Consider the following 14,308-nt stretch of genomic DNA (forward strand, 5'->3'; position numbering starts at 1 on the left):
CGTACACAGGCGCAGACGCCAACGGGTATGGGCGGAACTCCGGCAGCGGCTTCATGACTCCACCCACGTGTCGGGCATCGAACTTTCCAGGGTACAACCACAAGCACAGCGGTGGCCGTGCAACGCCACAGGCTGGCCATCGGCCTCCATCAAGTCACTGCCCTCGCTGATATGGGTGAGGCCATGAAAATTGCAACGCACCCGATCACCCCGGCAGGCAATCGGTTGGTCATGGCAAAGGTAGTGCCCATCCAGCACCTCGCCACCATGCTCACGGAGACTGTCGCCTTGACGAACAACTGCTCTCATTCGGCGGCCTCCTGCACGGGTGATGGACAGGACGTGGGGACCGGCAAATGCAGCGGCGCCTTGATGGGGTAATTGGGGCTTCCGTAGCGCAAGCACGACGTGGTGACCTGGAGTTCATCGCAGGGGAGGAAGTGGACGGTGATGCCGCATTGTTTTTGGTTGGTGTAATTCGGAACGTCAACCTCCCGGCTATGCAGCCGCTTCTTGTCCCTGATTTTCTCAGCCCATTTCTCATATTTGGCCCTATCAGCAAATCCAGGAAAACCATCGGGATATGCTTCACCCGTTTCCCAATCAACACGCACAACCATTCCAGGCTGCCACTGCGGCGGCGCAACGTAGCAACACCCTCCGCCACCGCCTTGGTACGGGCCAATGACGTCAATGGCTGAGCGGCCATCCACACTGAACCGGTTGATGGCCCAGTGCGTGTGATTGATGCCGCCAATCAATGCTGCATTGGCCGCGGGCATGAACAGCGTCAGGCACAATCCTGCGGCCGGCAGGTTTAACGGTCGAGCGTTGAACATGGTGGAACTCCCTGGTCCGATTGATGGATAACTGCGGTCAAACAGGTGCATCGCTGACGTCTGTGCCGGCGGTGTAGAATTCTTCCCACAGGGCATCGAGCGCCTGATTGATGTGAGCCAGGCGCCCGGCATCCATGATCGATTCCCGGGACTCTGCCGCCATGGCCAGCAGCGCAGGCTCGTGCTCCAGCAACTGTGCGAAGGCCTGGCGCCGCGCGTCGCCGAAAAACACCATCCGTTCACGGAAATAGCTGCCCCGCGGTTCGCGGCCCTGGTTGTAGAGAAACCACGCCCGCGAGTCGTGCACCTGGTCGTCGAATAGCCCTCGAAGAAGCCCGGTGGGCTGCTCGGCATTGCGCTGTTCGTCGGTCCATTCGGGTCTTGCCCGCCACTCGGGATAGGCCGACGGCCCCGGGCGAGGGAACAGTTGGGGCAGTTTGGCAAGCCCCTCGCGCCGCATGCCCAGTGCCTGGGCCTGCGCGTCGCGGGGCAGGAGATACAACAGCACCCAGGTGGAATACTTCGGCAGGATCTTGCGCTGCAGCGATGTGCTCAGCGGGTCGGGGTCTTCATGGGCGGCGCGGAACTCCTCGGCGGCTTCGCGCAGCTGCGTCTGGGCGATATCGGGATCGAAATCCTTCACCCCGGCAGGCAGCAACTGTTTCGGATAACGTGGGTCGCGCTCGCGGGCCCTTTGCTCCAAGCGCAGCTTTTCGACATCGGCCTGCTCCTTGTCGCGCGCAGCTTCGGCGGCGCTGCGCGTGGACAGCTCGGCCTGGGTATCGGTGGCGTTGAGGTAGAACGGGGTGGTCTTGTAGCTGCCCAAGGCATAGCGGCCGATGCGCCAGGCGGTGAGCCAGGTCATCTGGATGGTCAGGGCGGTTTCCAGGGAGGTGCTGGTGGGGATGGGGGTGTACGGGGTGGCAGCGGTGGTCGGCTGGGGTTTCAGGCCGAGGGTTGTTTCGCGCCAAGCGTTGAAGCGTTCTACCAACTGTTGGTCGACCCTGAACTCCTCAACCAGGTCAAAGCTGAGAGCTCTCCAAAATTGACTCCTCTCACTCTCTGGCAATTTTTCTTTGAGTGTTTTGAGTGGTGCGCCGAGGTTGAAAGCATCCGCGTATAAGTCATTCAGAACAATTTGAGAAAGTAAGAGCCCGTCATCAAATCCGCTGGCCTTACCTTGATCCCCAGGCCGATATCCTCCCCCCACATCCGAATGCACCCCCGGATAAATAACCTCCTCACAATTGGCCGGGTAACTACCATCCTCCTTTCGAATAGAGTCCACCGGAAAGCACAACCGTTGTTCATGCCCGGCCACCAGGTGCAGGCACCGCTTCACCAACCCGCTGGTCGGCAACGGCTGGGTGCGGTCAGCCCAGGCAGAATGCCCGCTGCTCAGGGGCGCAATGTCCGCCAGCCCCACGGAGGCCACGGTATCCAGGATGCCCAGGTATTCAACGCTGACTGGCAACTGCAGATCATCCAACGCCAAGTACGGTTTGGATTGCATCAGTTCGTCCAGCCAGGTCACGAAAGCCCGCGCCGACGCCGCGCCCCGGGAAAACCCATAGACGAAAAGTTTCAGCCCCAGCAGCCTGGGCTGCCCCGGGCTGGGCTGCTGCAAGGCAATGCGCAGCGGTTTCTCCAGTGCCTTGAGTTGCTTGCGAAACTCCGCTGCGCGCGCATGCATACCCTGCTTCCGGGTGCCACCCGCGATGGACCACATGGCTTTTACCGCGGCCAGGTGCGCGGCATTATCAAGCGGCTCCAGGTTCATCGTACGGCGCAGGGCATCGATCAACATCAGCAAGGCCCAGTTGATTCGTCCGTCTCCGAAGGCCCCGAATGCCATGCCAAATAGCGTGAAGTCCAGGTCCTCGATTTCCGGAAACGGTGTGCCGACACCAGGCATGTAATATTTGAAATATTCGTTGTTGCCTGCCCCACCAACGTCGGTCAAGCGCTTGTCCTTGCTGACCCCTCCCGCGTATCCGTCGCCGATAGTCGCTCGAAACAGACGGGCAATGTTCGTTGGGTGCGCAGGATCGGATTCGAACAGATCATGGTTCAAATTGTTGCCGGTCCCATCAAAGAACAGGCTGATGTGCAGGCTTTTACAACACGTCAGCGGCAGACGACGCCCTGCCGCAACGCATCGTTCACTATGAAACTCGCGCACCTCGCGGCCTTGGCGTTCGAGGTTCTGCTGTACCTGCCATTCATCATTCGGCAAGCGCCCCTGAAGCGGAAACTGTGGTGGATACCAGATGGGAGAGGCATTTATTTTGGACATGATTGCGGCTCCGGCAAATGCAACGGTGTTTTGATGGGGTATTGGGGGCTGCCGTAGGCGTAGCAGGAGGTGGTCACCTCAAGTTCATCACAGGGGAGAAAATGCACAGTAATTCCGCATTGTTTCTGGCCAGAGTAATCAGGTATCAGCACTGCTTTGGAATGATGGCGCCTTTGAGCTTTTATCTCTTTTTCCCAGGCCAAGAACTTTGGCCAATCCAGAGTTCCTGGAAAGCCTTCCGAACTCCCCGCGCCTGTCTCCCAATCAACCTGCACCGTCATCCCCGGCTGCCACTCGGGCGGAGCAACGTAGCAACAACCGCCCCCACCACCTTGATACGGGCCCACGCTATCGATACCTGACCGCCCATCAACACTGAACCGGTTGATCGCCCAATGCGTGTGGTTAATTGCGCCGATCGTGGCCGCCTCCGTGGCGAAGACGGTTAGCGGACCGGCCAGCAGAAATAGCGTCGTCTTCAGTGAACGCCATGGAATCGTCTTGGACAGACGAGCTGTTACTCCGGACATGACTGAGGCTCCGGCAAATGCAGCGGCGTTTTTATGGGGTATTCAGGACTGCCAAAGGCAAAGCAGGAAGTGGTCACTTCCAGTTCATCACAAGGGAGGAAATGCACGGTGATGCCGCATTGGTCTTGGCCGTTGTAATCCGGTAGAACAACCTCTGCAGAATGCACCCGCGTTTGTGCGTCAATTTCCTTTAGCCATGCGTGATATTTTTCTCGATCGGCAAAACCTGGAAAGCCTTCGGAGTTACCTACACCCGTCTCCCAATCAACCCGTACCGTTATCCCCGGCCGCCACTGCGCAGGCGCGACATAACAACACCCACCCCCGCCCCCTTGATACGGCCCAATAACGTCGATGCCTGGCTGACCATCAACACTGAAGCGATTAATCGCCCAATACGTGTGATTGACCGCCTCGATCAGCCCGGCGCTGGCCCCGCCTGCGGTCAACAGCACCATGGCGCCAAGCACGCCAATCTGCCACGCCCTGCCCCTGAACCACCGTTTGAAACCGCGAACTCCGCTCATGAAGCCCCCCCGTTTCGCTCTGCCTGCAGCTTGGCGAGCACAAAGGCTTCACGCTCGATATCGCCAATCAAGCCTGCCTCGGTGGCCTGGAGCATGGCGAGGTAGCACGCGTGGAAACGCTGCTGCGCTGGCGACTGCCCCCCTGTTGGCACTGGCACGCGCTTGAGCAGTGCCGTGGCGTCGCTGGCACACCCCAGACTGTCCACCTGGTTGTCTGTTAGCTCCAACACGCAAAACTCATCCGCTGCCACCGGTGCGTCATGGATGCCCACTTGGCGCTGGGGCTGGCCGTCGCGGTCCAGCCAGCTCCAGAACACCGCCGGGCGCAGCAGTACTTGTTGTTGGTCGGGTGCCAGGACGTGGCTGAACAGCAACGGAAACAGACGCGGGTCGTAGTAGCGCAGCAATCCCAGGTAACCGCCGTTGCGTGCCTCCAGGCAGCGTCCCAGGTAATCGGCCAGTGCCGGAAATGGCCAATGGGACGCCAGCACAAGGATCTGCGATTCAACCTTCACGTTGCGCAGCAGGCCCGCGAACCACTGCCGCTGCAACGGGTTCGCCAGATCAATGCGCAACAGCAAGGGGGCAATGTGCTCGGCACCGGCCTCAGGCAACTCCGCGAACAGTGAGCGCCATGGCAGCGGTGGTTCCACGGCCTTTGCGCTGGGCAGCACGGAGGCTGGACTGCCGGCCTGATCGACGATGACGTCCAGGCAGCAGGTTTGTGCTTGCTGGCAGGAACGCACCAGTAAAGCGAGCCAGGCATCGAGCGTCGAGGGCATCATGTGCGCACCTCCCGCAGCATGAACCCTTGCGCTTCGGCGTGGGCTCGCAGTTGGCATTCGATGCACACGGAACTGGGCAGCACTGGCAGCGCGAAGTCCTGGCCGGCCGCCCCGAACAGGCGGTGTTTACCCTTGAAGGTGATGTAGTTGGGCCCGTGAATCTGAATTTCGCCATCCGCGGCAATGCGGATATATCCACCCCCACACCCCAACGTAATCCCGTTCTTCGCCGTCAACTGCACATGCCCCTGCACTGACTGCACGGTGATGTCCCGCTGGGCGATCAGCTTGAGGACATCGCCGTGGGATTCGATTTCCAGCGGCCCCTTGCCCGACACCAGGCGCATGCCCTGCTGCTGCGCCAGCAGCGACGTGCCTTGGGTCGAGTGAAGATTGAGGTGCTGCTCGGCAGCCAGGTTGATGCTGGCGCTGCTCTGCAGATGCAGGTCGTCGCCGCTCTTGAGCAGCAGGCTGGCGGGCGTCACCGCGCCGATGCCGTTGGGTGCGCTGAGCACGATGGCCGGGGCCTGCAGGCCCTTGGCGTCGGCCTGCAACTGGCGCAGGCCGTCGCTGCTGGGCGGTGGGCTATGGTGGGCCTGGGCGGTGGCCTGGGCGTCGGTGATCTGTTGCAGGGCGCTACGCAGCAGGCCGATGGCTGACGCCATCTCCAACACCTTCCCCTGCGCCTTCCCCTGCTCATCCGCACTGATCAACACCCCCTTCCCCGCCCGCAGCGCCCCATGCGCGTCGGTGCGCAGCTCGAAGCCGCCGCCACGCACCTTCTGCTGCGCGTCCACCACATGCCCCAGGTTCAGCTGGCTCTTGCCACCAAACTCGCTGGCCAGCTTCACGTGCTCCTGGCCGCGGGTGTCGTCCATGCGCAGTTTGTTGTTGGCCGGGGTGCGCAGCACGTTGCGTTTGTGGTTGCGCAGGGTGACCGGGTCGGGGTGTTCGCTGTCGTGCAGGGCGTGGGCGATGTAGGGGCGGTCGGGGTCGCCGTGTTCGAAGGCGATGGCCACTTCGGTGCCGGGTATCAGCGGCAGGTGCAGGCCGTGGGTGGCGCCGGCGTAGGGCCGGGCCAGGCGCAGCCACAGGCTTTCCCGGCCCAGGGGCCAGGTGTGGCGGTCGAACAGGAAGTTGACGCTGTAGCGGCCCTCGAGGTCGATGTGGCTGTAGGGGTCGTTGGCCTTGTAGCTGGTGACGCGCGCGGCGACGGTGCCGGCCATGATGGGCTTGGGCTGCAGCGGCGGGCGGAAGCTGCCGGCCTCGATGTAGGGGATGGCCTGGAAGTGGGCGATGTAGCTGCTGTCGCGGGCGGCGCTGGCGCGCAGTTCGGTGATGACGATGCGCGGCTTGAACGCCTGCGGCGCGTCGCCGTTGATGGTCAGCACCTGCCGGGGCCCCAGGGTCGGGCTGCTGGTGGTGCCGCTCAGGCAGGCCTGCTGGGTGAGGTAGCGCTCGTGGTGCATGCGCGCGTAGAAGATACCGGTTTCGGCGGGCAGGTCGTCGTCGTAGACGTGGCGGTTGCCAAGGGTGTCGTAGGGGTCGCCGAAGTGGTAGGCCTCGCCGTAGGTGGTGCGGGTGGTGGCGCGGGTCTGGTCGACCTCGGCGTCGAGCAAGGCGCGGACGTCGCGGTGGCGGTAGGTGCGCACGTCGATGTGCTGCTCCACCACCTGGTGGCGGCTTTGCAGGGCCCAGACGCTGTCCTCGCCGCTGTTGGCCAGGCCGGACGGCGGGGTGTACGGCAGTTCGACGCCAAACTGGTAGCCGCGGCGGTGGTCGTGGAACTCCAGCACGGTGATGTCGACGCGCACGTCGTCGAAGAAGCAGTACCAGATGCCCACTTCGGCCAGCAGCCGCTCGATGAACGCCAGGTCGCTTTCGCCGAACTGCATGACCTGCTCGCGGCGGGGAAACTCGCGCACCATCTGGGTGTGGAATTCATAGCCTTCAAAGTCGTGGCGACGCAGGACGCTCTCGACAATCTCCGGCACGCTCTGCTGCTGGTAGATGCGGTACTGCTTGCCGCGCGCCAGCAGCGCCAGCTTGGGTTGCAGGGTGATTTCGTAGCGCGCCTCGTCGCGCGAGCCGGACAGGCGCCGGAAGCTGGTGACCACCCCGCGCAGGCTGCGCAGCGGCTTGGCCGGCGGCACCACGTGGCCGCGGTACAGGGGCTTGGTCGGCAGCGGGAACAGGCGGAACGTGGCGCCGCGGCGCAGCACGTGTTCGGCGGTGATGTCCTGGGCCGTGCTGGTGAATTCGATGCGGTAGGTGAAGCACTGGCTCAGGCGCTCTTCACCTTCGAAGGCCAGCACGTCGAGGGGCGCCTCCAGTTGGCTGATGCTGAGGCGGTGGCGGGTGTGGTCGAAGAGGATGCGGGGGGCTTCAGCCATGGTCAGGCCTCCTGGGGGGCAGTGTCGTGGAACTGCAGGGTGATGCCGTCGACGTCGCAGTGACCCAGGGTGACGGCGCGGGGAAGTTGACCAACGGCCTGGCGTTGCAACAGTTGCTGGCTGAGCACCGGCAGGATCTGTTGGTGCAACAGGCTGTCGATGTTGCGGGCGCCGCTGTCGGGCAGCAGGCAGGCGGCAACCAGGGCGTCGACCAGGGCCGGTTCGATCTGGCAGGCGAGGCCATAGTGGCGATGCAGGCGCTCGGCGACCTTGGCCAGTTTGAGGCTGACGATGCGCGCGAGCGCCGGCGCCGTCAGCGGCCGGTACACCAGGGTCTGGAAGCGAGCCAGCAGCGCCGGCTGGAAGTGCTCCCGCAGGCAGGGGCGCAGCAGGGCCTGCAGGTTGCTGTCGTCGGCGTCGGGCTGCTGCTCCAGCAGCGCTTGCAAGCGGTCGCTGCCCAGGTTGGAGGTCATGACGATGACCGTGTTGCGAAAGTCGATTTCGCGGCCTTCACCGTCGCGCATGAAGCCGCGGTCGAACACCTGGTAGAACAGATTGATCACGTCGCGATGGGCCTTTTCCACCTCGTCGAGCAGCACCACGCTGTAGGGACGCTGGCGCACGGCCTCGGTCAGCACCCCGCCCTGGCCATAGCCGACATAGCCAGGCGGCGCGCCCTTGAGCTGACTGACGGTGTGGGCTTCCTGGTACTCGGAGAGGTTGAGGGTGACCAGGGACCTTTCGCCACCAAACAGGCAGTCCGCCAACGCCAGGGCCGTCTCGGTCTTGCCCACGCCACTGCTGCCCACCAGCAGGAACACGCCCAGCGGCGCGTGCTCTGAAGCAAGGCCGGTCCTGGCGGCGCGCAGGCGTTGAGCCAGGGCGGCCAGGGCCCGGTCCTGGCCGATGACGCGTTCGGCCAGCTGTTGTTCCAGCGCCAGCAGGCTTGCCTGCTCGTCCTTGAGCAGGCTGCCCAGGGGAATGCCGGTCCAGTCGGCGATGACTTCGGCGACGTTGCGGGCGCCGACGTCCAGTGACACCAGCGGCTGCTGCCCCTGGGCTGCCTGTAACTGTCCGAGCAAGGCGGCGCAACCACCGGCGCTCGCGGGGTGCTGGCGGGCGGCAAGCAGTTGCGTGGCCAGGGCACGCTCCTGGCGATACTGGTCTTCCAGCGCCTGCAACCTGTGCAGCAGCTCGGCATCGTGCGCACCCAGGGCGGCCAGCGCTGCGGCGATGCACAGGCCCTGTAGCTGCGCATCCTCCTCCAGGGCCTGACGCTCCAGCGCCAACGCCTGGCGCTGCGCCTTGAGGGACAGCAGTGCCGGGGGCTGGCAGTCCAGGCTCATGCGCACCCGGGCACTGGCGGTGTCGAGCAGGTCGACTGCCTTGTCCGGTAGCTGCCGCCCGGCAAGGTAGCGACGGGACAGGGCAACCGCAGCCTGCACCGCTTCGTCGAGGATATGCACGCCGTGGTACTGCGCGTAGCGCGCCTTGAGGCCACGCAGCATCAGGTTTGCGCCTGCGTCATCGGGCTCATCGACGGCCACCCGCTGGAAGCGCCGTTCCAGCGCTGCATCGCGCTCCAGGTACTGTTTGTACTCCGACCAGGTGGTGGCAGCGATGGTGCGCAGTTCGCCACGGGCCAGGGCGGGCTTCAGCAAGTTGGCGGCATCGGCGCCACCGGCCTGGTTGCCGGCACCGATCAACGTGTGAGCCTCATCGATGAACAGCAGCGTCGGCGGCACTGATTGTTTGACGGCCGCGATGATCTGCTTCAAGCGCTGCTCGAACGCCCCCTTCACCCCTGCCCCTGCCTGCAGCAGGCCAAGGTCGAGGCTGCGGATGCTGACCGCTTTCAGCGCATCGGGCACGTTGCCCTCGGCGATACGCAGGGCCAGCCCCTCGACCAGGGCGGTCTTGCCGACACCGGGCTCGCCTACCAGCAGTGGGTTGTTCTTGCGCCGACGGCTGAGAATGTCGATGACCTGGCGAATTTCACTGTCACGGCCCAGCACCGGGTCGATCCTGCCCGCGCGTGCGTCGGCAGTCAGGTCGTGGGTGAAACGCTCGAGGGCGTCCTGCGACGGTGTGTCGGCGGGCAACGAGGTCATGGTCTCGACGGGCGGCGCCTGGCGTTCCTCCGACTGATCCAGCAGTGAACCCAAGCGTTCCAATTGCGCTTCGCCGAGGCTGAGCAACGGCCAGGTCGCGTCGCAGGCCAGCAGTTCAGGGCGCTGCAACAGCGCACCCAGCAGGTGCACCGACCGCACGTATTCGCTGCCTGCCTCCAGCGACGCGCGCAGCCAGGCCTGCTCGATGAGCTGCTCGAGCCTGTGACACAGCTGCGGCTTGCCACGCAAACTGCGGGGCAGGCTGTCGAAATGATCGAGCAAGCCACGCCACAGCGCGTCCATGTCCCAGTCATGGCGCCGGACGATCAAGGGCAGGTCGCCCTCCCCCTGTTCCAGCAGTTTGAGCAACCAGTGCTCGATACTGATATGCCCATGGCCGCGGCTCTGGCACAGCGATGCCGCCGAACTCAGGGCCTGGGCGCAATACGGGTTGAGACGGCGAAGCAAACGGCTGGTGGTCGGTACCATTGGTACGTCCTTGTCGAGAAGTTTGGCGAGACACGATGTGCTTGGCTGAGCGCCCGCAAACGGACGCTCAACCCTGCACACCAGGGGCTGCTGCGGGTCAGCCGGTCTGACGCTCACTCCAGGCATCGGTGTGGATGATGTTGCCGTCCACGTAGGTCCAGGTGATCTTCTCGTACCGCAACTCGATCTCTTCCAGGTGGTTGTGCTTCTCCTTGGCGGGGTCCTTCACGTCGTGCATCTTGGGCGCCACCTGCACCACCTTGACGTTCTCCAGGGTGGCGTTGAAGTACTCCACTTCCTGGCCGGCATCGTCGATGCGGTACCACTTGAACTCGGCACTTTTCAGGGTCTGGCCGGTGCTGACCGCCTTGTAGAGGTACGGGCTGCTGGCATCGATTTCCTTGGTGAACAGGAAGGGCGTGTGGATACGCGCGCCCGTCAGCTTGCCGGTGTTGTTGTCGGTGGGGATGTAAACCTTGTGGTCCTGGGCGATCACTTCGATGCTGCCTTCGCGATCCTTTACATCCACGGAACCCTTGAGGTCCGCGCCGCCGTCATCTTTCAGCCACAGGTAAACGGGAATTGCCATGTGAAGCTCCTTCTCAAAATGTCGCGACATGCGACTGGGTTTGCAGGCCTGATGTGGATGCCAGCCGGGCACATGCCCCGGCTTCCGGCACCAGGCGAATATCGACGCGCCGGTTGGCGGAGCGTCCGTGTTCGGTGTCATTGCTGGCGATGGGCTGGCTGGCGCCGAAGCCTTGTATGGCGAAACAGCTGTCCGGCAGGCTGCCCATGGCCTTCATCCAGTCGCGCACCGCTGCCGCTCGCGCCCGGGACAGCGACAGGTTGGTGTCCGCGCTGCCCGAGGCGTCGGTGTGCCCGGCGATGACGATCAGCCAGCCGGGCTGGGCCTTGATGCCCAGCAGGGCATTGACCAGCACCTGGGTTGAGTCGGGCTTGAGCTGGGCGCTGCCGCTGTTGAACAACGACAGGCTGTCCAGCCGCACCGGGCCAACGGCAAGCTGCGGGTGCTGGCCATTGACCACGGCATGCACCGGCAGGCGCAGGGGCTCGCCGTGATACAGGCCCAGCCCCAGCGCCCAGGGCGCGCCGTGACGGAAATAGCGGTCCAGCCGCGCAGCATCCTGGCGCAAGGTAGCCAGCGCCTGTTCCTGGGCCTGACTCGCCGGTTTGCCTGGCAAGGTGTGGGCGGCCGCGTCGTAGCGCCGCAGGTCGTCGGTGACCTGCCTTGCCAGCAGGCTGTTCTGCCAAGCCGAACTGCCCAGCGCGACAGCGCTGGCGAGGGTGAACATCCACACCGCCAGGGCCGCTGCGCGATGCTGCGCAGCGGTTGACGAGGTAACAGGTAGCAGGTGCAACAACGGATCGGGGAACGGCAAGGCCAGTCCCTCGGTTGCCGGCGCACCGTTCTTCAGCCCCGCCCTGGCCTGCAGCCACTGCTGCCAGAGGTTGGCGGGCAGCCGTGGCGCAGTGGGTGCCAGCGCGATGGCGCAGGCCAACGGTTGTACCGAGGCTGCAGCGCCTGCGCCCGCGTTCAGATACGCCAGCACCCGGCCGTGCAGCCACACCGCGGCGCTGTTGAGCTGCACGCTGGCATGCAGCCGCGCCGCCCGTTGCGCAGTCGTCACTGCCTGCCTTTGCCAGGCCCCCAGGTCGCTGCAAGCGCCGTCTTCGCGCACGCGGGTACTGGCCTGGCCCGCCTCCCAGCTGAACCAGGCACCCGCCCCCTGGCCGGCCGGCACGTAACTGATCAACAGCAGCGGCAGGCCGTGGCCAGCCCTGCGTGCCAGCACCAGTTGGTGACCGAAGGCCCGGACCCGGCAGGCCAAGCCGCTGTCGTCCTGATGCTCGCCGGGGTTGACGACGAACATCACGCTCAGCTGCCCGCCCCACTCGGGGCGCACCGCCACAAGGTCAGCCACAACCCTGGGCAGTTGCTCAACGTCGGCGACCTGGACGTAGGTGCCCTGTTCGCTGGCGCGCTGGGACCGGCCCGCAAACAACTCTGCCAAGCCATCGCCGCACACCAGGACCACAGGAAGGCCGTATTCCGCAGGTGGCAACGCGGACTCGGAAACCATCAGCCCCTTGGCCACGATCGGTTGCCCTGCTCGCCACCAGGCCCACCCTACCCCCACCACCGTGACCAACGCCGCCCCCGCGGCGGCGGCCGTACCCAGAGGCAGGACCATCAACAACAGGAGGATGAGTGCACCCGCCCACAGCCACAGCGCACGGTTCAATGTCTGCGTCATCGCCCCCACCTCAGGCCTCGCCGATCAGCAGCGCGGCGACCTGCCTGCCGAGCAACTGCGTCAATGCCCACCACGCGCCCGCCAGCAAGAGCCCCGCGACCAGGCAATGCACCAGCGGCGAAGCGCCGAGCGGCCAGCCGAACCTGGAAGTAGCGCCGGTCTGGGTGGGCAGCACCGTGTGCAGGTCCAGCGGTGGCACCTGTGCGTTCAATGCCGCCACTAATTGCGCACGTTCGGGGGCCTCCACATCGCGATAGCGACCGCGGAAGCCCAGCGTCAACACCCGCTGGTAGACCGTGAGCACCAATGAGTCGGGGTTGGGCTGGCGCAGCAGCTCGCGCAGCGTTTCGTACAGGTAGTCCCCGGCCTGGTGGCGGCTGAAGAAGCGCGCCTGCAAGGGTTCGCTGGCCCAGGTGGCATGGTCCTCGCCCTTGGCAACGTTGAGGACCGTTTCATCCAGCAAGGCGCAATGGGCCAGGCAGACATGATCGATGCTGGCTTCGCTGACGCTGGCGCTGGCCAATTCGCGGCGCACCCGTTCGATCTGGGCGACACAGCGGTCGCGCAGTGGCGCGGCTTCCTGCAACGGCGTGTGTTGCTGCAGTTCGACCACCAGCAGGTAGCTGTCCTGCAGCAATTGATCGATAGCCACCGCAGTGTCCGGATGCTTTTTCATAGGTAGAAGGCTCATGTGCGTAGCACCGCGAACAGCTCAAGCTTCACGTCTGCCAGGGTGCTGGGTACGTAGAAGGCGCAGACACCTGCGGTCAGCACGGCCTGGCCCTTGATGTGGCTGAAGTCCAGGGCGAAGTACTGGTTTTCCAGGCGCAGTGGAATGGCTGCGGGTACGTGCGCCAGTGGCTGCAGCGGCACCCCGTCGAGCGCGGCATTGACCAGATGGTCGACGTCGTCGGGCGTACCGGCCTTGCACAGCCGCGGGAACTGGATCTGCAACTGCGCTGCGGGCAGGCGACAACACACCGACAGGTAGAAGTCCGCGCCACCGGGCTCACGCAGGCGCGGGTCGTTGAGCGCCACCTGCCAGCGGTTGGCCGCCGCTGGCTGCAACTGCAGCGCGATCACCCGCGACGGCAGGCTGGCTTCCAGCAACGTCGAGATGGTCGCCATCAGCAGCGGGAACACGCTGCCCAGGTCATCGTGGCGATAAGCAGGCAGCTGATCGACGTCATGGTCCAGGGAGAACGTCAGCAGCGCGCCCGCCAGCTTGACCAGCTCCAGGTACACCTGTTCAGGATGACGCGCTGGGTGTGCCCGCAGGTCGGCCAGCACCGGCTGGTAGGTGTTCAACGCGTTGAGCAACCAGAACAGCGAGACGTCGGCCACGGCGAAGTCGGCCATGCGCTGGTTGCTTTCGCGACGCATGCCCATCAAGCGCAGGCGCTTGGCGGACAGCTGGGTAAGCAGGTTGTCCAGCTGGGTCAGCAACCCCGGGTGGCCGGCGAAACTCAGTAGCGGTGGTACGTAGCCGGGGTCAAGCAACCAGCCCTGCTGGCCGTCGCGCACCAGGCGGGCGACTGGGGCGACAACGAAGTCGGCGTTGTCGTCGGTGGCCAGGCGCAGGCTCAGGGCATGCTCCAGCACACCCATGGACTGGACATCATCGCCGTACAGATCCTGCACCGCTCGCCAGCCCTGCACATAGCGCATGGGACGGTCGATCCGGGTGTCTTCAAATACGCAGTTGTTGCCGTTGGCCTGCTCCAGTGGCAAGGCAACCACGATGACGCTGTGGTCGATGGCCGCAGGCATCAGCCGCTCCAGTTCCAGCGCGGGAGGCAACAGGTCCACCGCATCGGAGTCGATCAGCGTGCCGTCCGGCAGGCGCAAGCGCAGCTGGTTGGCCTTGAGCCTGCCAAGGCGCAACGCGTCCAGATCGAAGCCCACCGAGCCGACGCCCCAGGGGTGCACCAGGGTCAGGTGAGCGATGCATTCGTTGGCCCAGGCTTCCCAGCGGGCCTGTTGCTGGAATTGCTGGGGGCATAGCAAGGCCCCGGCGGCCCACAGCGGGCGGTCGATTTTCATGGCGTCATCCCCTGGG

At 64.6% G+C, this 14,308-nt stretch carries 12 protein-coding genes; all 12 read right to left on the reverse strand.

Features of this window, described 5'->3' with window-relative positions; translation table 11 throughout:
* Positions 1 to 51: 51 nt before the first annotated feature.
* The 12 genes from AC0Z2B_RS15665 to tssK all read right to left on the reverse strand — a co-directional run bounded on the left by AC0Z2B_RS15665 (position 52) and on the right by tssK (position 14,292).
* A complete protein-coding gene (locus tag AC0Z2B_RS15665; protein ID WP_476297818.1) occupies positions 52 to 309 on the reverse strand; it encodes a PAAR domain-containing protein in 258 nt (85 codons plus the stop codon).
* Positions 306 to 782 carry a DUF3304 domain-containing protein gene (locus AC0Z2B_RS15670; RefSeq protein WP_476297855.1) on the reverse strand — a complete coding sequence of 159 codons (477 nt, stop codon included), beginning with the start codon at positions 780 to 782 and terminating at the stop codon, positions 306 to 308. The genes AC0Z2B_RS15665 and AC0Z2B_RS15670 overlap by 4 nt, the downstream gene beginning before the upstream one ends.
* Positions 783 to 876: 94 nt before the next feature.
* A complete protein-coding gene (locus AC0Z2B_RS15675) occupies positions 877 to 3,135 on the reverse strand; it encodes a T6SS phospholipase effector Tle1-like catalytic domain-containing protein (RefSeq protein ID WP_476297820.1) in 2,259 nt (752 codons plus the stop codon).
* Positions 3,123 to 3,665: a DUF3304 domain-containing protein gene (locus tag AC0Z2B_RS15680; protein WP_476297822.1), complete on the reverse strand. Its 543-nt coding sequence runs from the start codon at positions 3,663 to 3,665 to the stop codon at positions 3,123 to 3,125. Before AC0Z2B_RS15680 ends, AC0Z2B_RS15675 begins: the two co-directional genes overlap by 13 nt.
* Complete coding sequence (locus tag AC0Z2B_RS15685; protein WP_476297824.1) at positions 3,653 to 4,192, reverse strand: DUF3304 domain-containing protein; 540 nt, start codon at positions 4,190 to 4,192, stop codon at positions 3,653 to 3,655. The genes AC0Z2B_RS15680 and AC0Z2B_RS15685 overlap by 13 nt, the downstream gene beginning before the upstream one ends.
* A complete protein-coding gene (locus tag AC0Z2B_RS15690) occupies positions 4,189 to 4,977 on the reverse strand; it encodes a DUF4123 domain-containing protein (protein WP_476297826.1) in 789 nt (262 codons plus the stop codon). Before AC0Z2B_RS15690 ends, AC0Z2B_RS15685 begins: the two co-directional genes overlap by 4 nt.
* A complete protein-coding gene (locus AC0Z2B_RS15695) occupies positions 4,974 to 7,370 on the reverse strand; it encodes a type VI secretion system Vgr family protein (protein ID WP_476297828.1) in 2,397 nt (798 codons plus the stop codon). The genes AC0Z2B_RS15690 and AC0Z2B_RS15695 overlap by 4 nt, the downstream gene beginning before the upstream one ends.
* A 2-nt stretch (positions 7,371 to 7,372) precedes the next feature.
* Positions 7,373 to 9,970 carry a type VI secretion system ATPase TssH gene (tssH, locus tag AC0Z2B_RS15700; protein WP_476297830.1) on the reverse strand — a complete coding sequence of 866 codons (2,598 nt, stop codon included), beginning with the start codon at positions 9,968 to 9,970 and terminating at the stop codon, positions 7,373 to 7,375.
* 97 nt (positions 9,971 to 10,067) lie between these two features.
* Positions 10,068 to 10,559 (reverse strand): Hcp family type VI secretion system effector, encoded by a 492-nt coding sequence (locus AC0Z2B_RS15705; protein ID WP_476297832.1) that lies wholly within the window; start codon positions 10,557 to 10,559, stop codon positions 10,068 to 10,070.
* Positions 10,560 to 10,572: 13 nt separating this feature from the next.
* Entirely contained in the window at positions 10,573 to 12,249 is a 1,677-nt protein-coding gene (locus AC0Z2B_RS15710; protein WP_476297834.1) for an OmpA family protein, read from the reverse strand.
* A gap of 10 nt (positions 12,250 to 12,259) precedes the next feature.
* Complete coding sequence (gene tssL, locus AC0Z2B_RS15715; protein ID WP_476297836.1) at positions 12,260 to 12,940, reverse strand: type VI secretion system protein TssL, short form; 681 nt, start codon at positions 12,938 to 12,940, stop codon at positions 12,260 to 12,262.
* A complete protein-coding gene (gene tssK / locus AC0Z2B_RS15720) occupies positions 12,937 to 14,292 on the reverse strand; it encodes a type VI secretion system baseplate subunit TssK (RefSeq protein ID WP_476297838.1) in 1,356 nt (451 codons plus the stop codon). Before tssK ends, tssL begins: the two co-directional genes overlap by 4 nt.
* Positions 14,293 to 14,308: the final 16 nt, after the last annotated feature.

The organism is Pseudomonas sp. GYB4201 (assembly GCF_056312595.1).